The sequence below is a fragment of the Acinetobacter sp. ANC 4779 genome, from assembly GCF_004331055.1.
Taxonomy (GTDB): Bacteria; Pseudomonadota; Gammaproteobacteria; order Pseudomonadales; family Moraxellaceae; genus Acinetobacter.
This window is the reverse complement of the sequence record NZ_SJNU01000007.1, coordinates 90457-116951: the sequence shown is the minus strand read 5'-3', so window position 1 is coordinate 116951 and position 26495 is coordinate 90457. Positions and strand designations below refer to the sequence as shown.

General features: G+C 43.2%; 22 protein-coding genes and 1 pseudogene. 4 read left to right on the top strand and 19 right to left on the bottom strand.

The window, feature by feature from the left end; all coding sequences use genetic code 11:
• Positions 1–53 precede the first annotated feature (53 nt).
• Both E0H80_RS16880 and E0H80_RS09805 read left to right on the top strand, forming a co-directional pair.
• A pseudogene (locus E0H80_RS16880) lies at positions 54–378 on the top strand (epoxyqueuosine reductase QueH); the annotation flags it as partial.
• A 474-nt stretch (positions 379–852) separates the two neighbouring features.
• Positions 853–2151, top strand: coding sequence for a dicarboxylate/amino acid:cation symporter (locus E0H80_RS09805; protein ID WP_131365341.1), 1299 nt, complete (start codon positions 853–855; stop codon positions 2149–2151).
• Between the two features lie 277 nt (positions 2152–2428).
• Here the strand turns inward: E0H80_RS09805 and E0H80_RS09800 are convergent, their stop codons facing one another.
• Positions 2429–3325: a LysR substrate-binding domain-containing protein gene (locus E0H80_RS09800; protein WP_131365339.1), complete on the bottom strand. Its 897-nt coding sequence runs from the start codon at positions 3323–3325 to the stop codon at positions 2429–2431.
• A 134-nt stretch (positions 3326–3459) separates the two neighbouring features.
• Between E0H80_RS09800 and E0H80_RS09795 the strand changes: the two genes are divergently transcribed.
• Complete coding sequence (locus E0H80_RS09795; RefSeq protein WP_131365337.1) at positions 3460–4875, top strand: aspartate ammonia-lyase; 1416 nt, start codon at positions 3460–3462, stop codon at positions 4873–4875.
• 555 nt (positions 4876–5430) lie between these two features.
• On the opposite strand, the gene E0H80_RS09790 is transcribed toward E0H80_RS09795, so the two are convergent.
• From E0H80_RS09790 to paaA, 18 genes are all read right to left on the bottom strand, one after another.
• Positions 5431–6138, bottom strand: a complete 708-nt coding sequence (locus E0H80_RS09790) for an ABC transporter ATP-binding protein (RefSeq protein WP_131365335.1) — start codon at positions 6136–6138, stop codon at positions 5431–5433.
• A complete protein-coding gene (locus E0H80_RS09785; RefSeq protein ID WP_131365333.1) occupies positions 6131–7354 on the bottom strand; it encodes an ABC transporter permease in 1224 nt (407 codons plus the stop codon). Before E0H80_RS09785 ends, E0H80_RS09790 begins: the two co-directional genes overlap by 8 nt.
• The gene (locus E0H80_RS09780; protein WP_131365331.1) at positions 7351–8574 is read right to left on the bottom strand and encodes an efflux RND transporter periplasmic adaptor subunit; all 1224 of its coding nucleotides are present in this window, start codon (positions 8572–8574) and stop codon (positions 7351–7353) included. Before E0H80_RS09780 ends, E0H80_RS09785 begins: the two co-directional genes overlap by 4 nt.
• A gap of 948 nt (positions 8575–9522) precedes the next feature.
• Positions 9523–10014 (bottom strand): flavin reductase, encoded by a 492-nt coding sequence (locus E0H80_RS09775; RefSeq protein ID WP_131365453.1) that lies wholly within the window; start codon positions 10012–10014, stop codon positions 9523–9525.
• Between the two features lie 90 nt (positions 10015–10104).
• Positions 10105–11133 carry a methionine synthase gene (locus tag E0H80_RS09770; protein WP_131365329.1) on the bottom strand — a complete coding sequence of 343 codons (1029 nt, stop codon included), beginning with the start codon at positions 11131–11133 and terminating at the stop codon, positions 10105–10107.
• 49 nt (positions 11134–11182) lie between these two features.
• On the bottom strand, positions 11183–12178 hold the full coding sequence (locus E0H80_RS09765) for a putative oxygenase MesX (protein WP_131365327.1): 996 nt from the start codon (positions 12176–12178) through the stop codon (positions 11183–11185).
• A gap of 707 nt (positions 12179–12885) precedes the next feature.
• Positions 12886–13485 carry a DapH/DapD/GlmU-related protein gene (locus E0H80_RS09760; RefSeq protein WP_131365325.1) on the bottom strand — a complete coding sequence of 200 codons (600 nt, stop codon included), beginning with the start codon at positions 13483–13485 and terminating at the stop codon, positions 12886–12888.
• Positions 13486–13529: 44 nt separating this feature from the next.
• The gene (gene paaX / locus E0H80_RS09755) at positions 13530–14471 is read right to left on the bottom strand and encodes a phenylacetic acid degradation operon negative regulatory protein PaaX (protein WP_131365323.1); all 942 of its coding nucleotides are present in this window, start codon (positions 14469–14471) and stop codon (positions 13530–13532) included.
• A gap of 62 nt (positions 14472–14533) precedes the next feature.
• On the bottom strand, positions 14534–15826 hold the full coding sequence (paaK, locus tag E0H80_RS09750) for a phenylacetate--CoA ligase PaaK (protein ID WP_131365320.1): 1293 nt from the start codon (positions 15824–15826) through the stop codon (positions 14534–14536).
• 60 nt (positions 15827–15886) lie between these two features.
• Positions 15887–17098 (bottom strand): 3-oxoadipyl-CoA thiolase, encoded by a 1212-nt coding sequence (gene pcaF, locus E0H80_RS09745; protein WP_131365318.1) that lies wholly within the window; start codon positions 17096–17098, stop codon positions 15887–15889.
• Positions 17099–17109: 11 nt separating this feature from the next.
• Positions 17110–18663, bottom strand: coding sequence for a 3-hydroxyacyl-CoA dehydrogenase (locus tag E0H80_RS09740; protein ID WP_131365316.1), 1554 nt, complete (start codon positions 18661–18663; stop codon positions 17110–17112).
• A 3-nt stretch (positions 18664–18666) separates the two neighbouring features.
• Complete coding sequence (gene paaG, locus E0H80_RS09735; RefSeq protein WP_131365314.1) at positions 18667–19458, bottom strand: 2-(1,2-epoxy-1,2-dihydrophenyl)acetyl-CoA isomerase PaaG; 792 nt, start codon at positions 19456–19458, stop codon at positions 18667–18669.
• The gene (locus E0H80_RS09730; protein ID WP_131365312.1) at positions 19458–20228 is read right to left on the bottom strand and encodes an enoyl-CoA hydratase-related protein; all 771 of its coding nucleotides are present in this window, start codon (positions 20226–20228) and stop codon (positions 19458–19460) included. The genes paaG and E0H80_RS09730 overlap by 1 nt, the downstream gene beginning before the upstream one ends.
• A 40-nt stretch (positions 20229–20268) precedes the next feature.
• Entirely contained in the window at positions 20269–21327 is a 1059-nt protein-coding gene (locus tag E0H80_RS09725) for a 2Fe-2S iron-sulfur cluster-binding protein (protein ID WP_131365310.1), read from the bottom strand.
• A 75-nt stretch (positions 21328–21402) separates the two neighbouring features.
• Positions 21403–21903 carry a 1,2-phenylacetyl-CoA epoxidase subunit PaaD gene (gene paaD, locus E0H80_RS09720; protein ID WP_131365308.1) on the bottom strand — a complete coding sequence of 167 codons (501 nt, stop codon included), beginning with the start codon at positions 21901–21903 and terminating at the stop codon, positions 21403–21405.
• Between the two features lie 28 nt (positions 21904–21931).
• Positions 21932–22690 (bottom strand): 1,2-phenylacetyl-CoA epoxidase subunit PaaC, encoded by a 759-nt coding sequence (gene paaC / locus E0H80_RS09715; protein ID WP_323052967.1) that lies wholly within the window; start codon positions 22688–22690, stop codon positions 21932–21934.
• 14 nt (positions 22691–22704) lie between these two features.
• The gene (gene paaB / locus E0H80_RS09710; protein WP_067869854.1) at positions 22705–22995 is read right to left on the bottom strand and encodes a 1,2-phenylacetyl-CoA epoxidase subunit PaaB; all 291 of its coding nucleotides are present in this window, start codon (positions 22993–22995) and stop codon (positions 22705–22707) included.
• 31 nt (positions 22996–23026) lie between these two features.
• Positions 23027–23971 (bottom strand): 1,2-phenylacetyl-CoA epoxidase subunit PaaA, encoded by a 945-nt coding sequence (gene paaA / locus E0H80_RS09705; RefSeq protein WP_131365304.1) that lies wholly within the window; start codon positions 23969–23971, stop codon positions 23027–23029.
• Between the two features lie 261 nt (positions 23972–24232).
• On the opposite strand from paaA, the gene paaZ reads away from it, so the two are divergent.
• The gene (paaZ, locus tag E0H80_RS09700) at positions 24233–26347 is read left to right on the top strand and encodes a phenylacetic acid degradation bifunctional protein PaaZ (protein WP_131365302.1); all 2115 of its coding nucleotides are present in this window, start codon (positions 24233–24235) and stop codon (positions 26345–26347) included.
• The last annotated feature ends 148 nt before the right edge of the window (positions 26348–26495 follow it).

Sequence of the window (26495 nt, the reverse complement as noted above, 5' to 3'; positions counted from 1 at the left end):
TGTGTTTGGCTATAAACGATAAAATATCGGGTTTAGAGTTAAAGCTTATTATTATGTCAAACAAACTCGAAGGTCAAAAACTTATTCTCCCACAAGGTTATGACAAACTGCTGCCTGCTGTGCGCCGTGTTCAGGCGAAGTCATGCACACCCTGATTGAGTCAGGTGTCGACGTTTCAATCTTCCTTTAGAATGCAAATATTTATCCTGTTAAAGCATCATATCGCTTTTATCAAGTGCGACTCCGATACAGACAACGGATTTGAAAGTGCCGAAGACAGGGAAAATGGAGCTAAAAAGGGTTGCTTGTACTATGTGTTTTGACATGGAATTCGAAGGTAGAGCACTTTTTATGAGGGTTCATGGTCTACGCTTATTATTGAATATTTAGCGTTGCGGGAAATAATTTTAACTTAACATTTGCTGCTGACATCTTCACTTTTGAATTAATATCAGATATTTCATTTACAATAGTCATTGGTCCATTGGTTAAGCTGCCTGTGCTATTTGCTTCGTTAAGCGTTTAATTATGACTCCGAATAAAACTCCTTAAATATTTAAAATTAAAAGAAAAAACTCGAAAACTTCTTCTGGTTCAAAAATAATATTAGTATTTATAAATTAAAATTAAATAATAATTCCATGCATTTTTTGCATAGCATAATTAAATTTTGCATTATCGTTTTGCCCGAAAAAAAGTGACACTTGCTGCAGTTAATTGCTTAATCAATGATTTTGCATCCAGCTTGTTAAAACAAAACCTATATAAATTGATCAACATGGAATGTCATCAATGCCTTGCTATGAAAGCAATCAACTTGATGTACAGAAGATTAAAGAAGGAACTATTTTCATGAACCAGAAAAAATTGCTCAAATATATCCTGCTTGCAATGATCTCAGGAATACTCGTGGGTTGGGCCTTTCATAATATTTTAACGACTGCTCAAGTAACGGAAATAGCAGCCTACTTCAAAATCGTTACCGATGTATTCTTAAGATTAATTAAAATGATTATTGCACCGCTAGTCTTTGCAACGATTGTTTCTGGTTTAATCTCAATGGGAAAATCATCTTCTTTGGGATCAATTACACTAAAAGCGATGAGTTGGTTTATTGGTGCATCGTTTATCTCACTTTTGCTTGGAATGGGCTTAGCAAATTTGTTTCAGCCCGGATCGGGTATGAACCTGAGCATCCAGAAAGAGCTGGTAGATGTCGGGGTGAGTGCTACAAGTCTAAGCTTAGAAACATTTATTACGCATATATTCCCGCGCAGCTTTGCAGAAGCGATGGCGAATAATGAAATATTACAAATTTTAGTTTTTTCAATTTTCTTTGGTTCAGCCTTGGCATATGTTCAGCACCATAATGAAGCTACAGTGATAGGCCGAATTATTGACGAACTTTGTAAAGTCATGTTCCGTATCACCGACTATGTGATGGCTTTTGCCCCTATTGCAGTTTTTGCCGCAATTGCCTCCGCCATTACTGTTCAAGGACCGAAGTTAATTCTTGATTACAGTATTTTTATTGGACAGTTCTATGTTGGATTGCTGATCCTGTGGACAATTTTAATTGCTTTCGGTTATATCTTTTTGAAAAAAGATGTTTTCAGATTAATGCGAATGGTACGTGAACCGACCATGTTGGCGTTTGCAACCGCCAGTAGTGAGTCGGCTTACCCAAAAACCATGGAAGCTTTAGATAAGTTTGGTGTACCCAAACGTATTACCAGTTTTGTGCTTCCATTGGGTTATTCATTTAATCTGGATGGCTCGATGATGTATATGGCGTTTGCCGTATTGTTTATCGCACAAGCCTATAATATTGATTTAAGTTTTGCCCAACAGGCTTTGATATTACTGACATTGATGATCACCAGTAAAGGGATTGCTGGGGTTTCTCGTGCATCTATTGTGGTGATTGCTTCAACGCTTGCTATGTTCAAACTTCCTGAAGCGGGTATTTTATTAATTTTGGCAGTTGATCAATTTTTAGATATGGGACGTACTGCCACCAATGTTATTGGGAACAGTATCGCTACAGCGGTGATTGCCCGTACTGAAGGAAATAAGCATGATCTTCCTGAACAAGAAGGGGTTGTTGTAGATCCGCTTATCCCTGTAAATCGATTGGCCGATAATAGTTAACATACTTCAATAAAGCATCTATAAAATTTTAGCAAATAATATTAAAAGGTGATTTTAAAAAAAATGAGCCTAGTTTCATTGTGCTAGAGGTTCTTAAAATCACCTGGTATTATTAAGGATAGGTGATTTGAACACCCAGCTTGATATATTTAAAATCAAATATTTATAACTCTAAAAAAGATATAAAATTATTTAGGTTACTTAAATTAAGTATCAGAAAAAATTCCTTAATAGAGAGCGAAATCGTCTAGATGATTTCAATCATCAAGCAAATAATTTAAATTTCCTTAGCCTGGCTTGTTAAAGTATTCCAAATATAATCAATTTTATTTGAGAATGCCATTTCACGCCTAATAATATATACATCTTGAAATAAATTATATTTATTACAATCAATTATTTTTAATTTATTCTCAGCAAGCTCCTTTTCAACCAATAATTTAGGTAACCAGGCGATACCTAAACCTTGTAAAACCAATTCTTTTAAATCACTTGCATTATCTGTTTCGTATAAAGTTCGATAATCTAATTTATTTTCAATCGCTTCATCAACACAGTTTCTTAAGTAGGCTTGTTTACTATAAGCCAACAAGGGAAAGGTCTGCTCGAATGAATATTTGGCAGTAGCATTATCATTTAATGCAGTTATAGGCAGTATTTCCATTTCAAAGATTTTATGGAATACGAACAAAGATAGATCAAGTTGTTGTAAAGTTTTTTGATCACAATAACTAATTAAAAAATCACACGAACCATCTTTAAGTAAGCGCATTCCTTGTTTGAGATTAGCGGCAATAATTTCTAATTTCAAATCTTCCATGTTGATGGATAATTCATGAATAAAGCGAGGGAAAAACTGTGTAATTAGGGAGTGAGACACTGCAAACTTGACCGTTAACTCATTGTTTTTTACATTTCTCTCTAGATATTTAAGGGTTGTATCTAGTTGATTTTTTATGTTTTTTGAAGATGCCAATAAGACTTGTCCGGCTTCTGTAAAATCAATATTTTTACTATAGCGTTTTAAAATTTGGAAACCCAACGCGTTTTCAATATTTTGAATCCTACGTGTAAATGCAGATTGAGTGACATGTCGTATTTCTGCCGCCTGGGAGATCGATTCTTCTTGCTCAAGTGCAAGTAAATCTTCAATCCATCGAATTTCCAAGGTCATAATCAATCCTGAATGCATACTTTTATAAATTATAATCTATTATGCAAAAAATGCATGCAGTAATATTTTTTTACATTAGCAAAAAAATACGCTGCACTCTAATATGGATTTATTGGAAATTAGAGTCTATTTAAATGAACATTAAAATCAATACACGCACTGAAAAAGATTTATTGGGTTATAAAGAAATTCCTGCTCATTGTTATTATGGTATCCAAACTTTAAGAGCAGTCGAAAATTTTAATTTAAGTCAAAACAAATTAAGTCAGTTTCCTGTTTTTATCAATGCACTTGCAATGGTTAAATCTGCATGTGCACATGCTAACTTTAAACTTAATAAGCTGGACGAAAATAAAAATAATGCAATTCAATATGCTTGCCAACAAATTTTTGATTATAAATACCATGATCAATTTCCGATAGATATGATTCAGGGTGGCGCAGGTACTTCAACCAATATGAATATTAATGAAGTTCTTGCTAATATTGGTTTAGAGTATTTGGAATACTTAAAAGGTGACTATCAATATTTACATCCAAATAATGATGTTAATATGTCCCAGTCTACAAATGATGTTTACCCTACCGCTATTAAAATCGGTTTAATTGCTGCAATAGATCAATTAAACACCCCATTTTTAAACTTAATTCAAAGTTTTAAACATAAGTCAGATGATTTTTCTCATATTCTGAAAATGGGTCGTACTCAGTTGCAAGATGCTGTGCCGATGACTTTAGGTCAAGAATTTGGTGCTTTTGCAACCACGCTACAAAATGATCTGAACAAACTTAATCAAATTATGCCGGATGCCTTAAGTGTGGTGAATTTGGGCGGGACTGCAATAGGAACAGGGATAAATACCGAAGCGAAGTACCGTGAGTATGCGATTGCCGCATTATCGGAAATTACCCAACGAGAAATTAGCAGCGCACCTGATTTAATTGAAGCCACTTCAGATATGGGCGATTTCGTTTTATTATCCAGCTTATTAAAACGTACAGCCACCAAACTATCAAAAATTGCCAATGACTTGCGTTTACTCTCTAGTGGCCCGCGCACAGGTATAAATGAAATTTATTTAGAACCGCGTCAACCTGGTAGTTCCATTATGCCAGGTAAGGTTAATCCAGTTATTCCAGAAGCCATGAATTTAGTATGTTATCAAGTCATTGCTAATGATTTAGCCATTACTTTGGCTGCAGAAGCAGGCCAGTTGCAGTTAAACGCTATGGAGCCTTTGATTGCTTTCAAATTGTTCGAATCGATTGATTTGCTGGGCAAAGCTATGCAAATGTTACAAAATAAATGTATTGAAAATATACGTGCAAATGCTGAACATTGTCAGGCTAATGTTGAAAATTCAATTGGCATTATTACCGCACTGAATCCATATTTAGGGTATGAAACAACTACCCGTATTGCGAAACAAGCCAATGAATCGGGCCACAGCGTTTTGGCTTTAATTAAAGCCGAAAATCTACTGTCAGATCAAGTTTTGACTGATGTGCTAGCAATCAACAATATGGTACAGCCTAAACAATGTGCTTAATCATTGGTGCGTATTATTCGTATTAATTGTTATCTCAGCTAAAAGGCATCTATGATTAGGTTCCTTTTAGCCTGAAAGCATTAGATCCACATGATAAAAATCAGATCTTTGTTTTCTAGTACTTTTTGATCGACTCGCGGTCACTGAGACAAGGACATCCTTATTGTAGAGCCGCCTCAAATACTTCTGCACTCATCCTATCGAGATGCGAATGCTGCCTGATTCGATTGCAGGCTATTTCAATATCTTCATCCTTGCCAAATGTGGTGGTAGGTTAGGTCAGTTTAGATAATTCCCTAGTGTGCCTAGAAGATTAGAGAGAGGTCACGTGTCCTTAACTTCACAAAATAAATAATGTATCCCCTTTCTTTGATAAATCAAAAAGTTGTTTATTTTTTTAATGGATGAAAAAGTTCTAAGTAAGTTTGCTAATCTTCATGTATGCCTTCAATCTTCTTACTTTGATTGAATGCCAGCTCGTTAACAACAATGTACCTGTCTGATAAAATATTTACTCTTGCTCTTATTAGCTGGCGTTTAAGATAAATGCTCTGCTTAGCCATTGGCTGAATCACTTTCGATCCGACCGTCAACCAGATTAATAGTACGATCACACGTGGCTGAAAGCCGTGGATCATGCGTCACCAGCAGCACTGCACAATCACGTTCACGATGTACTTTACGAAACAGTTCAAACATTTCAGCAGCGGTCTGGGTATCCAGATTACCTGTAGGTTCATCGGCCAAGAGTAGGGCCGGTTCAGTGATCAGCGCCCGGGCAATTGCGACCCGCTGTTGCTGACCCCCTGAAAGCTCATTCGGTTTCCGGTCAGCGAACTTTTCCAAACCTACGGCAGCGAGCAAATCACGCGCTCGTTGTAACCCTTGTTTATTCGGTTTACCATGCGTCATCATTAATGGCATTAAGATATTATCTAATGCCGTAAATGCCTGAATCAGATGATGAAACTGAAATACAAACCCAATACTGTTGCCGCGCAGTGCAGTACGTCCGCTGTCCTCCATGGTACTGGTCGGTTGTCCCAGTAGATAAAGTTCACCGCTGCTAGGTTTATCCAGCAGACCCAAAATATTTAATAAGGTACTTTTGCCAGATCCGGAAGGACCAATCAGTGCAGCAAAGTCGTTGCGACCAATACAGAGATCAATGCCATGCAGAATCTCAACTTCATTGGGCTGGCCGATATTATAAGATTTACGCAACCCTTCTAGGCGCAGCACTTCCTGCAACTGATCAGACATGACGAATCGCCTCCACCGGATCGAGCGCTGCTGCCCGGCGCGATGGCACCGCTGCAGCCAGAACGCCAGTCACAGTGGCCAATAACAATGCCAGCATCACCAGCTCGATCGAAATCGGAATATAGAATAATCCTGGGCCAAAGTTATTAAATACCCAGACCAGACCATAACTGACCACACTGCCCAGCACCGAACCGAGCAAGCCAAATATTGCCCCTTGGAACAGGAAAATTCTTAAAATTTGTGATTGAGTTGCACCTGTAGCACGTAAAATGCCAATTTCCCGGGTGCGTTGTACCACACTGACCGACATGACACTGGCAATGCCAAAGGCGACTGAAATCGCGACAAAGACAATAATCATATTGGTTGACAGGCTTTGGGCTGTAATCGCATTCATGAGTTGTGCATTGGTTTCGATCCAGCTTTCTGCTTTTAATGAGGTCAAACGTCCTATCTGTGCCGCAATTTGATCTGCCTCAAAAATATCTTCGATGGTCAGGTCAATGACCGTAACCCCGCCTGGCAAACCCAGTAAGGACTGTGCCTGTTTTAAGTCCAGATAGACATAGCGTGCATCCAGTTCCCGTACCCCTAGTTCAAAGATTCCGGCAACATTCACCAATGCACTATTTTGCTGACCGGTATCCAGGCGCAACTTGCTACCCACTTGCACCCCCAGATCTTTGGCTAACTGGCTGCCAATCAATACATCGTCGGCACCCACTCGTAGCTGACCACTCAGCAGATATTTTTTCAGCGGAATGATCTGTTGATAACGCTCTAGATTGATACCGACTAATGCGACCGATTCCACTGCATCGCCCCGCTGGACAAATGCCGGTCCAGACACGACGGGAGATACCGCCGTCAGTACAGGCAACTGATCCAAGGTTTCGGTAATTTGCTGCCAGTTATTGATCGAACGTAGCCGCTGTGCCCGCTTGTCTTCCTGCACCAATTGCACAGTTCCCGCAGGAGGCGGTACAATCCGGTTCACCTCATCCGGTGACAGCAAACGGATATGGGCTTGGGTGCCCAGAGTACGTTCGACAATATTCGACTGCAACCCTTGAATCAAAGCACTAATAAAAACAATCACAGCCACACCCACTGCAACACCCACAGTAATCATAATGGACTGCGCACGGCCCTCGCGCAAAAAACTGACCGCGATTTTCCATTCGGTCCAAATCCGTCCGAGAAAGTTTTTCAATCGAATTTCACCGGTAATTCATTTTTGTTGTCGGTATGCTCAGCAGGGTTCACCAATAAGGTGTTTTGTGGCTTTAAACGGACTCTTGCTCCATCTTTTAATGAAGATTCTGCATCAGCCAGTACCTGATCACCCGCACTTAAACCGGACACCACTTCTGACATGGCAAGACCACGTAAGCCTAAACGAACCTGCTGACGCTGTATTTTTCCATCATTTACCCTTAATACCACTGCCTTATTTCCCTTGATAGCGCTTAAAGCATCATTGGGAACGGTGAGTGCCCGCGCTCGTCTATCGGTCTCGACATTAACCGATACGGTCATATCTTGACGTAAAAAATCGGGCACGGGATTCACAGTTAATCGGACCTCGACTGTGCCACGTTGAGGATCAATGCTCGGTGCAATAAAATTGATACGGGCCGGAAAAGATTGATCTGGATAAGCATCGGTAATGACCGTTGCATTTTGCTGCAAGGCCAGTTGGGGTAAATTGCGCTCATCCAGCGGCACCCGGATTTCTGTATTACCCTTCAATGCAATCGTAAATAAGGTTTGCCCGGGTTGGACTAAATCACCCGGCTCCACATCACGTGTGAGTACAGTACCTGTCACCGCAGCCCGAATTTTTGTCTTGGCCAACTGAGCCTGCGCCACTGCAAGTTGCTGACGAAGTGAAGCTTCTTCAACTTGCCCCGGCGCCAGTGATGCCGCTTTTAAGCGCGCCGCTTCATAATTGTTGCGCGCGACTCTTTCTGCTTCTAGCGCCTGCTCTATTTCTTCAGCCGACAGGATGCCCGCTGCTGCATTGCGTCGACGTACTGCTTCACGACTCGCCTGTTCCAGTTGTGCTTTGGCACTGGCCAACTCTGCCAATGCCTGTGGCCGTGTGCTGGTTGCCAATTCGGTTAGTTTAAGCTCAGCCTGCCGCACTTGGGCAAGCAGCTCATCCGATTTCAAAACCACCAACAGGTCACCCGGTGAAACCTGGTCTCCTTCCTGTACCAGCCGTTGAAGAACCACACCGCTAATTTCACTGCCGACCTGAGCACGCGAAACCGTGGCCACTCGCCCGGTCGCGACGACATTCTGCACCAGCGGCATGGAGCTTACGGTATAACTTGGCAATACTGGCCCCTGCCACCAGCGAAATAACGCAAAACCTACTGCAAGTACAAGCAATATGATGATCAAATATTTATAGCGGCTAGCACGCAAGAAGTATCTCCAGTTCAAATTAAAAGCTTAGGATATTGAATGGGAAAGTATCATTAGCCTATAAATTTTCATTTTAGTTGATTATCAAGCTCTATTGAAAGTTATTAAAACCCAAACAGTTAACGACGCAGTTTGACGATAATCTGAATTCTAGTCCGAATATGTCCCTGTAAAGATAAACGAAAAGAGTATCTTATACATCTCTATTCGTGCTTTTTTCTGAAAGAGGGTTACATCTTAAACTTATTTCATAACTCGATTTTACTGCATCATCTATTATAAAGTCGGTCATGAAGTTGAATCTAAGCTTCCATCTTTTCCTTCGGTTTTGATTATGTGCTGCAAATCTTTTGAAATTTTTTCAGCCTGCCGAATATATACTCATTCCCTGTGCTTATTTCCTGATCTCTCGATTATGAAATTTTAATTCAGAATCCAACTCGCAGTATTTTTTTAATTTAATCAGAATACAGTACGGTATTAAAATGCATTTGTATCCTTATAACCTTTAGCTGTAAGGACAAAAAATCCTGTAGAAATCAATTTTAAATTTCTTTTAGATCACTTGAACCGATGTACCGCAGCACCACTGTTACATCAACTTAGAATTCTTCTGGATATCGTGTAATGCTGTTTATAAACACCTCGTTAATTCGTCATTTTATCTAACTAAAAAGTGTCTAAAAAATCGGTGGCTGTTCACCCCCTCTATCCCCTACCTGAAAAAATTTGTTTAGTTATTAATGGAAGTACTTGGTTCTAACCTACGCGCTTTTTTGTAGCTACCCACCTCGTAGAAGCAACCCAGAACACAAAAACTATTAATCCTTTATAAATTTGTTGCAGAAAGCAGCCCAGCAGCGAATCCGGCTAATGCAGCAACAAATAAAAACTGATCAATTCCACAAAATACTTACTTCATGGTTTGATGATCATTAGACAATTGACTTAAGCGATTTCGATTTGACCAACCTGATGGTAAGAACGATTGAAATAAACCAAACTTTCATCCTGTTGACTTGGTTTGATTGCAACCACGCGACACATAAATACGCTATGTGTGCCAACTTCTTGAATCTGTTCAATCTCACAATCGAAGCTGACTAAAGCATCTTCTAAAACAGGTGCACCGGTTTCTAATATTGTCCAAGAACCCTGTTTAAAACGCTCTTCTGAACTCAATTTGGATGCAAATGCATTAGAGATATGTTCATGCTGCGCGCCCAGCACATTTACACTTAAAATTTTATTTTCAATAAAATGTGCATGTGAGCGAGATGCCTGATTCATGCACACCAGCAATGTCGGCGGTGTATCCGTGACACTGCATACCGCAGATGCAGTAAACCCATGAACCCCAGATGCACCTTCTGTGGTGACCACATTGACTGCAGTCGTTAACAAAGACATTGCATTTCTAAAGTCTGTTGCTTCAATCATCTCTTTCATCTCAAATATATAAACGTGCTTATGCTTAAGGCAGAATTCATGAACAGCCATTTACCCTGCCTTGCTTTAGACTACGTTGGATTAAGCCTCAAGTTCTTGACGAACAATGGCAGCACCAGCGCTTAATGCTTCGAGTTTGCCGCGAGCGACTTGACGAGATAAAGGGGTCATACCGCAGTTGGTTGAAGGATAAAGTTTGTCTGCATCGACGAACTGAAGCACCTTACGTAGTGTATTTGCGACTTCTTCAGGCGTTTCGATTTGATTGGTCGCCACATCAATCGCCCCAACCATGACTTTTTTGCCACGAATCAGTTCAATCAAATCCATCGGTACACGTGAGTTTTGGCACTCCAATGAAATGATATCGAGCTTTGACTGTTGCAGTTTAGGGAATGCTTCTTCGTATTGACGCCATTCATTACCTAAAGTCTTTTTCCAATCTGTATTGGCTTTAATGCCGTAACCGTAACAAATATGTACTGCCGTTTCGCATTTAAGACCTTCAAGTGCACGCTCTAACGTGGCAACCCCCCAGTCATTCACTTCATCAAAGAACACGTTAAAAGCAGGTTCATCAAATTGAATAATATCCACACCCGCAGCTTCGAGTTCACGTGCTTCCTGATTCAGAATTTTGGCAAATTCCCAAGCCAACTTTTCACGGCTCTTGTAATGACCATCGTAGAGAGTGTCAATCATAGTCATTGGACCAGGTAATGCCCATTTAATCGGCTGGTCGGTCTGGCTACGTAAGAATTTTGCATCTTCAACAAACACTGCTTGTTTACGAGAAACTTCGCCCACTACGGATGGCACGCTTGCATCATAACGGTTACGAATACGCATAGTTTCACGCTTTTCGAAATCAACACCTTCTAAATGCTCAATGAACGTGGTGACAAAGTGCTGACGAGTTTGCTCACCATCACTGACAATATCAATACCCGCACGAACTTGCTCATGTAATGATAGTTTTAAAGCATCACGTTTAGCTTCAAGAAGTTCTTCCCCTTCAAGTTTCCATGCTGACCAAAGCTTTTCTGGTTCTGCTAACCAAGATGGTTTCGGTAAGCTGCCTGCAGTAGATGTTGGGAGTAAAATCGCCATGTTTTATCTTCTTTCTGTAAGTCATAAATCTGTAGATAAGTTCAGTGTCTTAAGCAGCATTTTGCTGAGCAGTGTCTTCTTGAAAATTAGTAGCCCATTCATCAAGAATTTCTTTATATGGCTTGATGAAGTTTTCTTCTGTCCATTTACCTTGTTTAACTGCAAGTTCGCCACGTTCGACACGGTCATACACGATGCGAGTTAAAGAATAGTCGCCATAACTCAAGCTTGGCTGATACACCACACCTGCGGGTGAATTGGTGTTATAGATTTCAGGGCGATAAATCTTTTGGAAACTTTCCATGGTGCTGATGGCACTGATCAATTCAAAATCTGTGTAGTCACGAAGCAAGTCGCCGGCACAGTAAAATGCAAGAGGTGCATTCGCATTTTCAGGTTTAAAGTAATGAACGCTTAAGCCCATTTTGGCAAAGTATTCATCAGTACGTGAATAGTCATCGTTGGTGTATTCCACACCTAAAACTGGATGTACATTGGCTGTGCGATAGTATGTTTTCGTTGTTGATACGCTCAGGCAAATCACAGGCTGTTTTTTAAATTCAGCTTTGAATACTTCTGAGTTCACCAGGTGTTTATATAATTTTCCATGTAAATCACCGAAATTTTCTGGCTTTTCATTAAACTTGCAACCAAGCGTTGGCAATACCACACTGAAGTCATAATCACGTACATAAGATGAAAAACTGTTACCAATCATGCCTTCAATACGTTCATTAGTTTGATGGTCGATGATCGTGCTTTTGAGTGTTTCAATGAATGGAAAAGTATTTCCATTGCCTTCAATATCGAGTTCAGCGGAGATAATGTCGATTTCAAGTGAATAACGATCACCTTTAGGGTTATCGACGGTTGCCAGACTATTAAAGCGGTTGTTGATCATCGCTAAAGTTTTACGTAAGTTTTCTTGGCGACTTTCACCACGCGCTAAATTGGCGAAATTTGTGGTCTGACGTGTATTGTCAGCGGGTTCGTAGTTTTCGTCAAAACGAATGCGCTTAATTGAACATGCAAACTTATTACTCATGATAATCCGCTACCCTAATCTCTGAGAGAAAATATAAATTTCTGAATGAGGAGATTTATACTCGAACGGATACATGAATGAAAATGATTTTATCTAATTCAAAGATGAGTAAAATTCATGTTAATGATTTTTATTCTCGTAAGCAGCAATGCAAGGCAGAAAAGCGGGTTACCCAATATGTAATTGTATAAAGCCGTTAAGCTAGTATGAAATGATTGAGAATAAAGCTGGGTTTCTTTTTTAAAAATTATAAAAAACAATAATTTATTAAATATAAGTCTTAAAATTCAGATAAAAGATAGGTGTGTAAAAGTGATTTTAAGAGCCTCAATTAAATTCAGTTTTTGACTTAAACACTTCTTTATCGGCTTTTTTTATTTGGGTCGTTGCGCACAAGAGTCATAATCTTATAAAGCGGTTAAAATCTTCAATAATGAATTTACCTCATCTAAAACTTAGAAAACATCAGCATATTCAGCCTGGTTAATTTTATTCAAATCGCTTGATAGCAAGTATGGATATGCAACATAAGGGATGCTGGATATATTTAGACGGATCAACAAAACGCTTTTCAAGTGAGAGCAAGCTTGATTATACAGCTTCGTGCTAATCAAGCTTGGGTTCTGAATAAATCTACCCAAGTGGTCAGTTAACCCGGACAGCTTGAAAAGTATCGGTTGAAATGTTGTTTTCGCCGTGGTTAAAAATCAACTGTTAGATTTGATGACATGTTCTGCAGCGAAATGTTGATAGGTAAGCCGATCTGCTGAATCTTCCGACAAGGGTAAAACTTCGTGCATGGAAGACAAACAGCGCTGGGTTAAGTGAATATATTGTTCGGTACCCTTGGTTTTCCAAGCAATTTCTTTAGCTTCCAAGCTACGGATCACCTTGGCTGGGCTACCGAATGCCAGTGAGTTTTCAGGAATCCGAGCCTTGGCTTTTACCGTGCTATTGGCACCAATAATGGTATTCTCGCCAATTTCAGCCTCATCCAGAATCACGCTGTTCATGCCCACCAGCACATTTTTGCGAATAATACAGCCATGTAAAATTGCGCCATGCCCAATATGACCGTATTCTTCCACTAAGGTCACGCTGTCTGGGAAACCATGAATGGTACACGAGTCTTGAACATTGGCATTTTTCTGAATACGAATCCCGCCAAAATCGGCTCTTAAGGCCGCGAAAGGACCAATATAGACCCCAGCTTCAATCACCACATCACCAATCAGCACCGCAGTCGGATGAACATAAGCTTGAGGACTGACCACAGGGATCACCCCATCTATGGCATAGCAAGGCATCGTTTTATTCCTTTAAAATCTGATTGCTTTAATAAATGATTGCTTTAATAGCTGATTTCTTGCTGACGCAAACCACCAAAGCGTTTATAGAACTGCGGATGTACAGGCGGCATGGAGCCTTCTGAGGTCCGTGCAATCTCCATGAAAAACTCTTCACCCGCAGCCACCACGGTTTGGTACAAGTTACTGCTCAAGTTCCGGGCATTGATGGATAACCAGTTTGAGGGTAACAGTTCAAAGGGCAGATTGGGATCTTTTAATAAAATGCGACGATATTGATGAATGAGTAAAATTCGTAGTTGAAAGGCCTGTACCGGATCGAGCTCATCTTCATTTTCCACTAAATGAAAAAATTCCCTAAACACCCCGATGAATTTTTCATAACGCTGATGCAACTCCTGAACCGGCCAATTCGTCTCTACCATGCGTTTCACGGTTGGATAAGATTCCTGCCATAACAGTAAAGTTTCTGCCTTAAACACCACCACCTGCTCTGTCATTTTTAAATTTAACAGCAAGTTTTGCAGTTTGTTGTGATCACAGCCCGGATAGGCCATAACATTGCTGGCAATATTGGCAAAACCTAACCATTCCAGTTCTTTTTTTAGGAGCAGTTTGTTTTCCAGTTCGACCGAACTCAGTAGCACCAGATCCCATTTCTGATTCCATTCCTGATGAGTAAAACTGTAAATTTTTTGATCTGCCATCATAAAGCGCTGACGGCTGCTTTCAGTCACCCGATAATAACTGGTGCGGCCAATTTTCTCCGAGACCAGCCAGCCATTTTGAACCAGGCGAAATACCGCAGTACGAACGGATCTCTCGTTAAAACCAAATACATCCATCAACTGGATTAAACTGGCCAGACTGATAATGCCACCGCGGTGAAAAATACAGTCCCCAAAAATGGTCATGATTAATGAAGTCCCGCTCAATGCTTCATTACCAATAAAGTCATCGATGATTTGTTTTAATTTCGGATTCATTTCGTTTAACTTTACCTTTTAAAAACTGGATGATAAGTCATCGACCGATCATCCAGTAGAGCTTATGCAGACTTTCGGATATCAAATACACGCTGTGCCTTACCTTCAGAGCGTGGCAGGGTGCCTTCTGGCAGCACTTCCACACTCACACTAATACCCACCATGGTTTTAATCTGGCCCTTCAGCTGGGTCGCCAGTTGATGCGCCATAATATCGCTACTATCTTTACGCATTTCGGTACGGATATGCAACGTATCCATATGTCCATGTTTACAAATCTGAATTTGGTAGTTCGGGATGAGCTGCTGGATTCTTAAAATCTGTTCTTCAATCTGCGAGGGGAATACATTGACACCGCGGATGATCATCATGTCATCACTGCGTCCCACAATTTTATCCATTCGGCGCATGGTTCGGGCTGTGCCTGGCAATAAACGGGTCAGGTCACGGGTACGATAACGGATCACCGGCATACCTTCTTTGGTAATGGTGGTGAAGACCAGCTCACCCAGTTCACCATCTTCAAGCACTTCACCGGTTTCAGGATTGATAATTTCCGGATAAAAATGATCTTCCCAGATGGTCGGACCATCTTTGGATTCCAGACATTCCATCGCCACGCCGGGTCCCATGACTTCTGACAAACCATAAATATCCAAAGCATCAATACCAAGACGCTCTTCAATTTCCTTACGCATTTCATTGGTCCATGGTTCTGCACCAAATACGCCAGTTTTGATTGAACAGTCTTTTGCCGTGCCGAATTTTTTCTCAAGCGCCTCAATAATATTCAGGCAGTAAGATGGCGTGACCATAAGTGCAGTTGGCTTAAAGTCATGAATCAGCTGCGCCTGACGTTCAGTTTGACCACCCGACATCGGAATTACGGTTGCGCCCAGGCGTTCAACGCCATAATGTGCACCTAAACCCCCAGTAAACAGCCCATAACCATAAGACACCTGAATAATATCTTTACTGGTCAAACCGGCAGCTCGCAGAGAACGTGCCACCACATCCGACCAGGTAGTGATATCATTTTGGGTATAACCGACTACAGTAGGCTGACCGGTGGTGCCAGAAGATGCGTGCACACGTACGATCTGTTCCTGGGGTACAGCGAACATGCCAAACGGATAGTTATCGCGTAAATCCTGTTTGGTGGTAAACGGAAATTTAGCCAGGTCTTCCAGCGATTTGAAATCATCCGGATGCACACCCGCATCATCAAATTTCTTTTTATAAACCGGACTGTTCTGATACGCATGCTGTAGGGTCTTTTTCATACGCTGAAGCTGGACACTGCGTAACTCATCAACCGATACCGTTTCAATTTTTTCCATTGCATTGTTATTCATCTTCTTACTCCTGACGCAGTCATCCTGACCACGATTTATTTCATTAATTGAATGATGTGCTTAATCCATATTTTCTAGAATCAGGGCAACGCCCTGTCCTACCCCCACACACATGGTGCAGAGTGCATATTTGCCATTACGGCGTTTCAGTTCATGCATGGCTGTGATCACCAGACGCGTGCCACTCATCCCTAAAGGATGTCCCAAGGCAATGGCTCCACCATTCGGGTTGATTCTCGAATCATCATCTGGCAGACCCAGTTCACGAATCACGGCAAGTGACTGTGCAGCAAAAGCTTCGTTTAGCTCAATTACATCCATCTGTTCCAGACGCAGTCCGGTCTGCTTTAAGACTTTCTGTACGGCTGGCACTGGCCCAATGCCCATATATTTGGCTTCAACACCAGCGCTGGCCATCCCGATCACTTTGGCTTTCGGGCTCAAACCATACTGCTCGGCAAACTGCTGATTGCCGAGCAGTATGCAAGCTGCGCCGTCATTGACACCGGAAGCATTGCCGGCGGTGACCGAACCGCCTTCTTTACGAAATGGGGTTTTTAAAGCTGCCAGATTTTCCAGTGTCGTTTCTGCTCGCGGGTGCTCGTCTTGCGAAATGATAAGCGTAGTTTTCTTCGGACCTTTGACCTCTACCGGCAGAATTTCTTCGGCAAAAATACCGTTTTGCTGTGCTAATGCTGTTTTCTGCTGGCTGTGATAGGCAAACAGGTCTTGATCTGCGCGGCTAATCTGGTATTTTTCAGCGACGTTTTCTGCCGTTTCCGGCATGCTGTCAACCCCGAACTGTGCTTTAAATTTTGGGTTGATAAAACGCCAGCCTATTGTTGTGTCATAAATTTCAGGGCTACGACTAAAGGCTGTGGTGGGTTTGGACTGCACAAAAGGCGCCCGGCTCATGGATTCTACTCCACCGGCCAAAACAAATTGTGCTTCGCCCGATTTAATAGCGCGTGCTGCAAGTCCAATCGCATCCAGACCTGAGGCACATAAGCGGTTCACGGTGAGCGCCGGAACAGATTCAGGTAGGCCTGCGAGTAAAGCCGCCATACGGGCCACGTTACGGTTATCTTCACCAGCCTGATTGGCACAGCCTAAAATGACTTCGTCCAGTTCTGCCCATGGCAATGCCGGATACTGATCTTTGAGATATTGCATCGGTAGCGCTGCCAGATCATCGCTACGGATACTGCTCAGTCCACCGGCATAGCGTCCGATCGGTGTGCGTATTCCAGCAAAAATATAAACCTGTTCCATGATTGTTCCTTTTAGCCCGCGACGCGTAATGGTTGCTGCTGATTTTTCTGTGCCTGTCCCTGCACCGCTATCTTTGCTAAATATATACTAGTTCTATAGCGATCTTCACCATAAATATGATACATATTTTCTAAAATTTGTAAAATTGTGTAATATCCAATTCTATCCGCCCACTGAAATGGACCACAAGGATAATTCACACCATATTTCATAGCAGAATCAATATCTTGTTCTGATGCAATACCATGCAAAACGGCTTCACATGCTTCATTCACCAGCATGGCGAGACTACGTATAACATAAAGACCTGGATGATCCTTAGACCAAATTGGTATCACATTCATACCTACCAGGAATAGCTCTGCCGCTTGGCGCTGTTCTTCCTTACAAGCCGGCGATGCCACCACCGGAATTGCCTGAGCATTGGCCCAGTCTGCATGCCAGTCCATCAACACCACCGGGTCATGCGGATAAGCCAGTTCAACTGACTCGCCGAGCGATAAACGCAGGGAAAGATCACCAATCAGGATTTCATTCTGTTCTGCCGCCTGAAAACTCAGTTCCAGATGAGATGCCTGTTTTAAACGTTCAATCAGTGCGGGTGAATGCAGCCAGTCACCTTTTACTTTAACTTTTAATTTGTTCAGTGATTTGGCATAACACACTGGCAATTCATACGCTGGTGCAGGCTTGGCCTGAGCGTAATCATAAAAACCCTGACCGGACTTGCGGCCATAACAGCCGGCATCGACCAGCTCTTTTTGAATCAAGGATGGGCGGTAGCGCGGCTCATAGAAAAACTCCTGATAAACACTTTGCGTCACCGAAAAATTAACATCCTGTCCAATCAAGTCCGTGAGTTCACATGGCCCCATGGCAAAACGGCCACATTCGCGCATGATGTAATCGAGCTGTTCCGGTGTGGTGGCATTTTCCTGCAAGGCACGAAAGGCTTCGGCATAATAAGGGCGCGCGACACGATTGACGATAAAACCGGGGGTCGATTTGGCTCTAACTGGAACTTTATTCCAGTGTTTCATTAGTTCAAATACTGCATCGGCAAGGACCGCTGAAGTTTTTAAGCCTCGGATCACTTCTACTAGCTTCATCACGGGTGCTGGATTAAAGAAATGCAGGCCAATCACCCGCTGCGGATTCGGAATTGCAGCAGCAATTGCGGTAATGGAAATTGATGAAGTATTGGATGCAAAAATCGTCTGTTCTGGGCAAATGGCAGCGAGCTGCTGAAACAGAGTTTGTTTCACTTCTTTCTTTTCGACAATGGCTTCAATAATTAAGCCTGCATCGGCAAGCTGCTGAATATCCTCTGCCACGATCAAGTTTGCTAAGGTTCGCTCCAGCAATTGTCGGGTCATTTTGCCATTTTCTACCCGCTTGCCGAGCTGTGCTTCTAAAGCGGTTAAGGCACTCTGAACTTTGCTGCGATCGAGATCAAACACATAGGTCGGATGCCCATGCATGGCGGCCAATTGCGCAATACCAATCCCCATGGTCCCAGCACCGACCACAGCAACTTTTATTTTTTCTAAATTGATCTGTTGCATGATTTAGCATCCTTTATATTCAGGGGTACGCTTCTGCATAAAGGCTTGTACACCCTCTTTATAGTCACTCGATCGACCTGCCAAACGCTGTAAATCACGCTCCAGAATGAGCTGCTGATCCAGATTATTGTCAGCTGCAGCATGAATGGCTTTTTTAATCAGTGACAGACCATAGGTCGGTTGCTGTGCCAGATGTTCTGCCAATTTTTTCGCTTCTGCTTGCAATTGTTCATCTTCAACCACCTGCCAGATCATACCCAGTTGCACTGCACGCTCAGCCGGAATTTTATCGCCGAGCATGGCAAGTCCCATCGCTTGGGCACGGCCAACCAGACGCGGCAGGAACCAAGTACCGCCTGAATCGGGTACCAAACCAAGCCGGCAAAAGGCTTGAATAAACGAGGCTGATTTTGCTGCAATCACAATGTCACAGGCCAAGGCAATGTTGGCGCCTGCCCCTGCTGCCACACCATTCACCGCACAAATCACCGGTTTTGGCATTTCGGTAATCAGCTTGATCAAAGGGTTATAATATTTTTCAATCGACAGGCCTAAATCCGGTGCCTGGGCATTCGGATCAACCACACGGTCATTTAAATCCTGACCGGCACAGAAACCACGACCTTCAGCTGAAATCACCACGGTACGAATCTGACTGTCTTTGGCCCAGGCCTTAACCACCTTGGAGACTTCCTGATGCATGGTTTCATTAAAACTGTTGAGCTGTTTGGGACGGTTAAAGGTCAGGTAGCCCACTGCATTTTTTTCTTCGACAATAATTGTTTGATATTCCATTACACACCTCTAAATTCTGGTTTTCTTTTTTCTAAAAATGCATTAATGCCTTCTTGGCGATCCTGGGTTGCAGCCAACCAGACAAAATGTTGACGCTCTAATTTAAGTCCCTGACTTAAAGTCACTTCATGAATTGACTTTAAAGATTGCTTGATGGCACGAATGGCCAGCGGTGCCTGCTTGGCAATTTTCTCTGCCAGTTCCAGGGTGTATTGCACGGTTAAAGCTGCCGGACAGACCTGGCTGCTAATACCGTGTTGCAATGCGCTCTGTGCCGAAATCATTTCACCGGTCATGGCCCAGCGCATCGTCAATTGCTGCCCGACCAGACGGGCCAGACGCTGTGTGCCACCGGCACCCGGCAGCATTCCCAAAGCAATTTCAGGCAAGGCAAACTGGGCATTCTCCCCTGTGACGATCATGTCGCCATGCAAAGCCAGTTCAAAACCGGCACCCAAGGCATAGCCATTCACGGCCATGATTAAAGGCTTGGAAAATTCATCAATTTTTTTCCAAAGCAGCGGACGCTGATCCTGCTGGATGCTGACCACATCTAACTGCGCCAGCTCATTTAAATCAGCACCGGCTGCAAAGCATTGCGTATTTCCGGTGATGACCACGGCCTTCACCGCAGCATCTGTTTCCAAGTCCTGTAAACAGGCTGCAATGTCTTGCAAGGTGGCATTGTTTAAAGCATTGCGCTTTTCCGGGCGATTCAGCTCAATCAGTACCACACCTGGCTTGGGTGAGCTGGTTTTAATGTAGGTCATCCTTGAACTCCTGCTGTTCTCAGTGCTGTAAATTCAGCTTTTATTCATCGAAACTCAGGCGTACATTGGCCGTGATCGGACGTGCCTGACAGCTCAGCACATAACCTTTCTGGAGTTCATCTTCCTCCAGGCTGTAATTCACAGCCATTTCAACCTGACCCTCTAACACCTTACATTTACAGGTTGCACAGACCCCGCCCTTGCAGGCATATGGCAGGTCTGCCCCGGCACGTAGCGCAGCATCTAAAATACTGTCATCCTGTTTGGAGACTTCAACCATCAGCTCACGGCCATCCAGAATAATATTGACGCGTTCTTCACTGCGGCTTTCAATTTGCTGTGCGCTTGCTCGCGGTGCAGTACCGGTATTGAAGCGTTCAGTGTGAATCTTGCTGGACTGAATGCCCCAGGTCGGTAATACCGTTTCGACCGCTGCCATCATTTCTTCAGGACCACAGGCAAAACAGTGATCAGTATCGGCTGAAATCAGATTGGCCTGAAACAGCTGCTGCAATTTGTCCGCATTGATCCGACCATTAAAGATCTCGCTGTCATTCAGTTCACGGGAAAAAATATTCACCAGTTGCAGACGTGCTTTAAAACGGTCTTTCAGGTCCATGATCTGTTCAGAAAACATGGTCTGTTTCCAGGAACGGTTGCCATACACCAGCGTGAATGTTGCATCCGCTTGACAGTTCAGTACCGACTTGACAATAGACAAGATCGGGGTAATTCCGCTGCCTGCGGCAAAGCCTAAATAATTTTGGCCACCCGTTTTGGCTGCTTTTTGGAAGAACACGCCTTGTGGTGGCATGACTTCTACCACATCGCCCGCTTTGAGATGCGCATTGGCCCAGGTTGAAAACTGCCCCTGATCAATTTTTTTAATCGCAATACTCATGTCTTCCTGAGTATCACTACAAATGGAGTAACAGCGGCGCAGTTCGCCGTCATCGCTTAAATGACGAATGGTCAGGTGCTGACCCGGCTGATATTGAAAAGCATCCCTCTGCTCGGGCGCGAGATCAAATGCAATGCAGATCGCCTGCTCGGTTTGTGGCTGAATCGATTTAATGGTTAATGGTATAAATTGGCTCATGGCAAAATCCTTCTTTTAGCTGGCGGTGTTCAGGCTTGTTATTGGTTTACCCTGACCACCGCGCAATCGTTACAATTAAATACATTTGAAATAGTCAAAAGTTTCTAAGCAGTCCCGACATTGATATAAAGCTTTACAGGCGGTCGAACCGAATTCACTTAATAATTTGCTGTGATGACTTAAGCACTGTGGACAGGTGATGCCATCTGTTAAAGCGACATGCGTACCGCAGCTATGTGACTGGCCTTGCGGCGGTGCAATACCATACTGCTGTAATTTGTGTTTGCCCGATTCACTCATCCAGTCCGTGGTCCAGGCTTCAGACAGGTCCACAATCACTTTGACTGGCGTCAAACCGTTCGCCTCGAAAGCCTGGGTAATTTCTGCCTTTAATACATCGGTGGCCGGACAGCCGCTATAGGTCGGCGTGAGTCGCACCACAATTTCATCCTGCTGATTCAGCTCGACGCCACGAATCATGCCCAGATCAATCACTGACAATACTGGAATCTCTGGATCAGAAACCTGCTGCAAAACGTCCCAACATTGATCTTCTACGTGTCGAATCAGATTCATGCGACTCACTCCCTGTGATTGTGTCAGATTACCAGTTCATGTTTGGATATGAGCGCTGCATATATTGCAGTTCGGCCAAAACAAAACCGAGATGCTCTGTATGTAAACCCTGTTTCGCACCACTACGATAAGCGCCCAGCTCTGGCAGACTTAATTCAAATCGGGCTAATTCAGCTGTAATCGTCTGCAGCCACTGGGCTTTTAAGGTTTCAATTTCTGGAATTACCCCAGTCTCGACCAACTGCTTTTCCTCAGCCGTCAATACAAAAAGTTCCTCGGTAAAACGCCATAACTGGTTTAAACCTTGCTGGGTTTTTTCATGCGCTTCTGCTGTACCTAAACTTAAGCGCTCCATCCATGTGGTGGAAAAACGCTGGTGATATTTCACTTCTTTGAGTGACTTCACTGCAAAGGCAGCCAACTCAGCATGCTGGCTTGCACTTAAGGCACGAAACAATAAAGCGTGGTAGTGATCCATCAACCACTGGCGCACCAAAGTCTGGGCAAAGTCACCATTCGGCTGTTCGCACAGCAGCAAATTACGGTATTCACGCTCTGTACGAAAATAAGCCAGCTTGTCTTCATCACGGCCCTGCCCTTCTACTTCACCCGCCAAACTGAGTGCAGTACGTGCCTGACCGAGTAAATCCAGTCCAATATTGGCCAAGGCAATATCCAGTTCCAGTTCAGGTGCATGACCACACCACTCTGCCAAACGATGTGACAGGATCAGTTGACTGTCACCCACATGTAAAAGAAATTCTGCCAATACTTGATTTGTCATAATCTTCACCTGTTCCTTTACATGTGCTCGATGCCAGACGGAATGTTATAAAAGGTTGGATGACGGTAAACCTTATCCATCGATGGTTCGAAAAATTCTGCTTTTTCATCCGGTTGTGAAGAGGTAATCAATTCGGATTTCACCACCCAGATACTGATGCCTTCATTACGTCGGGTATAGACATCGCGAGCATTTTGTAGTGCGACTTCCTCATCCGATGCACGCAGGCTGCCGACATGACGGTGACTCAGACCCTGTTTACTACGGACAAACACTTCATAAAGTGACCAGTTGTTTTTGTTATTCATGAGCAAATTTCCTTATATTGATCAAACTGTTTTAAGCAACTTTTTGTGCTTTTGCCTGTTGCTGCTGTTTTTGCGCATAAATTGCCGCTGAATCACGTACCCATTTGCCGCCTTCCCAAGCTTTGCGGCGTGCTTCAATACGCTCGTGGTTACAAGGTCCCTTGCCTGCAAGAATCGCAAAAAACTCATCCCAATTGATTTCACCAAATTGGTAATGTCCAGTTGCTTCATTAAACTTGAGGTCTGGATCGGGAACTGTTAACCCAAGCTGCAAGACTTGCGACACGGTGTTATCGACAAATTTCTGACGGAGCTCGTCGTTGCTGAACAACTTCACTTTCCACTGCATACTTTGTGCACTATTCGGTGAATTATCGTCGCTTGGACCAAACATCATCAGTGCCGGCCACCAGAAACGATTCACTGCATCCTGTGCCAATTGTTTTTGTTCCGGCGTACCGTTTGCCAATTGCATCATGGCCTCAAAGCCCTGACGCTGATGGAAACTCTCTTCCTTGCAGACGCGCACCATGGCACGTGCATAAGGACCATAAGAAGTCCGACACAGCGCAACCTGATTAACAATCGCTGCACCATCCACCAGCCAGCCAATCGCTGCAACATCGGCCCAGCTCAGGGTTGGATAGTTAAAAATGGATGAATATTTCATGCGACCGGCAATCAGTTTATCCATCATGTCGTCACGATCCGCACCCAAAGTTTCTGCAGCACTATAGAGATACAAAGCATGACCGGCTTCATCCTGGACTTTCGCCATCAGCACGGCTTTACGTTTCAAGGTCGGTGCACGGGTAATCCAGTTGCCTTCAGGTAACATGCCCACCACTTCAGAGTGTGCGTGCTGACCGATCTGACGAATCAAGGTCTTACGATAAGCATCCGGCATCCAGTCCTTCGGCTCGATGGAAATATCCTTTTTAATCTTTTGATCGAAGATTTGTTGTTGGTTATTCATTGTTCCCTCACTTATCCCAAGTGTTGATACATTCAAATTAAAACGATACGAAATTAAAATCAATATATATTTATTAGTATCATTTAATTTTTATAGCTTATTTTTAATAAATATTTGTTTTATATCATTTAATATTTTTTATTTTATTCCTAATCATTTTTAAACACAGATTTATGATTGACATTTTTACTTTTTCAACACAAATTATGAAACATTAAAATCAAAATACTTTTTAAAACGTATCATAAATGGAGTTTTACCATGTTAGAGTTAGCTAGCAGCTCAAGCGCAATGGATGATCAAGATACTGAGTCACAAAATAATCCTATTGCCATCAAAAGCTTAAGCTCACTGATCTATGGTCAGGAATACACAGCTCAAGCTGATTTACGTACGGTTTATCATGCCATTAGCGGTGAAGCGGTTTATCAGGTCGGTAGTCAGGGTATCGATACCCAAGCCGTGGTGAACTATGCCAAACAAAAAGGCGCAACGATTGCCAGCTGGACTTTCCATCAACGTGCCAATGCACTAAAGCAAGTGGCACAGTATTTGATGCAACGCAAAGAAGAATTTTACCAGCTGGCCAAGGCGACAGGCTGTACCCGTAAAGATGCCTGGGTTGATATTGAAGGCGGGATTGGGACCTTATATGCCTATTCGAGTTTGGTGCGCCGTGAACTGAGTGATGAAACCGCATGGGTTGAAGATGCGTGGATTCCACTGTCCAAGCAAGGTAGCTTTGGCGCGAAACATCTCCTCAGTCCCAAAGCCGGTGTCGCCGTCCATATCAATGCCTTTAACTTTCCAATCTGGGGCATGCTGGAGAAAATCGCACCTGCTCTTTTAGCGGGCGTGCCGTGTATTGTTAAACCGGCCACTGAAGGTGCCGAGCTGACCCATGCCGTGGTCAAAGCCATTCATGAAAGCGGCTTCTTGCCGGAAGGCGCACTGCAACTCATTTGCGGTCAAATCTATGATTTGTTTGATCATTTAAATCCTCAAGATACGGTCACCTTTACCGGTTCTGCTTCAACCGGGCAAAAACTGCGTTCTCATCCACACTTAAATGCCTACTCGATTCCGTTCACCATGGAAGCCGACTCGGTCAACAGCGCGATTTTGACCGAACAGGCCAATGACGAAAGCATTGATTTATTTGTCCGTGAAGTCTTCCGGGAAATGACCAGCAAAGCCGGACAAAAATGTACCGCAATTCGTCGTGCCTTTGTTCCGGCCGCACTTTTGCATACCGTACAGACCAGACTGATTGAAAAACTAAAAAAAGTCGTGGTGGGCGATCCCGCTCAAGAAGGCGTCAGCATGGGCGCTTTGGCCAGCGTTAAACAGAAACATGATGTCGCTGAAAAAGTTGAACAGCTCAGCCAGGATGCAGAGATTGTATTCGGTAGTCACTTGCGGCAGGACTTTATTCTTCAAGTACAAAACGCTGAAAAGTCTGCCTGTTATCCGCCTACGGTTTTAGTCTGCACAGCGCCCGAACAGGCACAGCATATTCATAAGGTAGAAGCGTTTGGCCCTGTCGTCACCTTAATGCCTTATAGCGGTCTGGTGCAGCTTGCTGAGCTGGTGGCACGTGGTGAAGGTAGTCTGGTCGCCTCCATCGTAAGAAATACCGATGAAAATATTGAACAGCTGCTGAGCAAAATTGCGCCTTGGCATGGCCGTGTGCATATTCTGGATGCGGAAAGTGCCAAAGAAAGTACCGGACATGGTTCTCCATTACCTTTACTGGTTCATGGTGGACCGGGTCGTGCCGGTGGGGGTGAAGAACTCGGTGGCTTGCGTGCAGTCAAACATTATATGCAACGTACTGCGATTCAAGGCTCGCCAAATGCCATGACCCAAGTGGGACATAGCTGGACTGCCGGTGCTCAAGTCTTTGAAGACCGAGTACATCCTTTCAAAAAATCATTTGATGAATTACGTATTGGTGAACGTTTGCTGACTGCAAGACGTAGCGTTACAGAAGCTGATCTGGTCAACTTTGGCTGTCTGAGCGGTGACTTCTTCTATGCGCATATGGATAAAATCGCTGCGGCGGAATCGCTGTTTGGTGAACGTGTCGCCCATGGCTATTTCGTGGTTTCTGCTGCGGCCGGCTTATTTGTCGATGCGGCTCCAGGTCCGGTCATTGCCAACTATGGCATGGACAATCTGCGCTTTGTCGAACCGGTGAAAATTGGCGACACCTTGCAGGTTGAACTGACCTGTAAGCAGAAAACGCCTAAAACATTGCGTGATCCGGCACAGAAGCCCCATGGTGTGGTGGTCTGGGATATTAAAGTCAAAAATCAGCGCAATGAGCTGGTCGCGACTTATGATATTTTGACCCTAGTTGAACGTGAAGCCTAAACTTTAAATTAGCTAAAAAGGAATCATTATGATTCCTTTTTTTTATCAGTTTAAATTATATGTATCCTTTTACAGAAATTGATTGACGAAAAGAAATTTAAACTCTAGATTTAAAAAATACGATACACAATAAAAATAATATCAATAT

Coding starts and splice junctions, on each gene's coding strand:
- paaX (WP_131365323.1), bottom strand. CDS start 14,471: ATGAATCCGAAATTAAAACAAATCATCGATGACTTTATTGGTAATGAA.
- E0H80_RS09725 (WP_131365310.1), bottom strand. CDS start 21,327: ATGAGCCAATTTATACCATTAACCATTAAATCGATTCAGCCACAAACC.
- paaB (WP_067869854.1), bottom strand. CDS start 22,995: ATGAATAACAAAAACAACTGGTCACTTTATGAAGTGTTTGTCCGTAGT.
- E0H80_RS09770 (WP_131365329.1), bottom strand. CDS start 11,133: ATGGCGATTTTACTCCCAACATCTACTGCAGGCAGCTTACCGAAACCA.
- E0H80_RS09800 (WP_131365339.1), bottom strand. CDS start 3,325: ATGACCTTGGAAATTCGATGGATTGAAGATTTACTTGCACTTGAGCAA.
- E0H80_RS09790 (WP_131365335.1), bottom strand. CDS start 6,138: ATGTCTGATCAGTTGCAGGAAGTGCTGCGCCTAGAAGGGTTGCGTAAA.
- E0H80_RS09775 (WP_131365453.1), bottom strand. CDS start 10,014: ATGATTGAAGCAACAGACTTTAGAAATGCAATGTCTTTGTTAACGACT.
- paaG (WP_131365314.1), bottom strand. CDS start 19,458: ATGGAATATCAAACAATTATTGTCGAAGAAAAAAATGCAGTGGGCTAC.
- paaA (WP_131365304.1), bottom strand. CDS start 23,971: ATGAATAACCAACAACAAATCTTCGATCAAAAGATTAAAAAGGATATT.
- E0H80_RS09760 (WP_131365325.1), bottom strand. CDS start 13,485: ATGCCTTGCTATGCCATAGATGGGGTGATCCCTGTGGTCAGTCCTCAA.
- paaD (WP_131365308.1), bottom strand. CDS start 21,903: ATGAATCTGATTCGACACGTAGAAGATCAATGTTGGGACGTTTTGCAG.
- paaZ (WP_131365302.1), top strand. CDS start 24,233: ATGTTAGAGTTAGCTAGCAGCTCAAGCGCAATGGATGATCAAGATACT.
- E0H80_RS09740 (WP_131365316.1), bottom strand. CDS start 18,663: ATGCAACAGATCAATTTAGAAAAAATAAAAGTTGCTGTGGTCGGTGCT.
- paaK (WP_131365320.1), bottom strand. CDS start 15,826: ATGAATAACAATGCAATGGAAAAAATTGAAACGGTATCGGTTGATGAG.
- E0H80_RS09805 (WP_131365341.1), top strand. CDS start 853: ATGAACCAGAAAAAATTGCTCAAATATATCCTGCTTGCAATGATCTCA.
- E0H80_RS09765 (WP_131365327.1), bottom strand. CDS start 12,178: ATGAGTAATAAGTTTGCATGTTCAATTAAGCGCATTCGTTTTGACGAA.
- E0H80_RS09795 (WP_131365337.1), top strand. CDS start 3,460: ATGAACATTAAAATCAATACACGCACTGAAAAAGATTTATTGGGTTAT.
- pcaF (WP_131365318.1), bottom strand. CDS start 17,098: ATGGAACAGGTTTATATTTTTGCTGGAATACGCACACCGATCGGACGC.
- E0H80_RS09730 (WP_131365312.1), bottom strand. CDS start 20,228: ATGACCTACATTAAAACCAGCTCACCCAAGCCAGGTGTGGTACTGATT.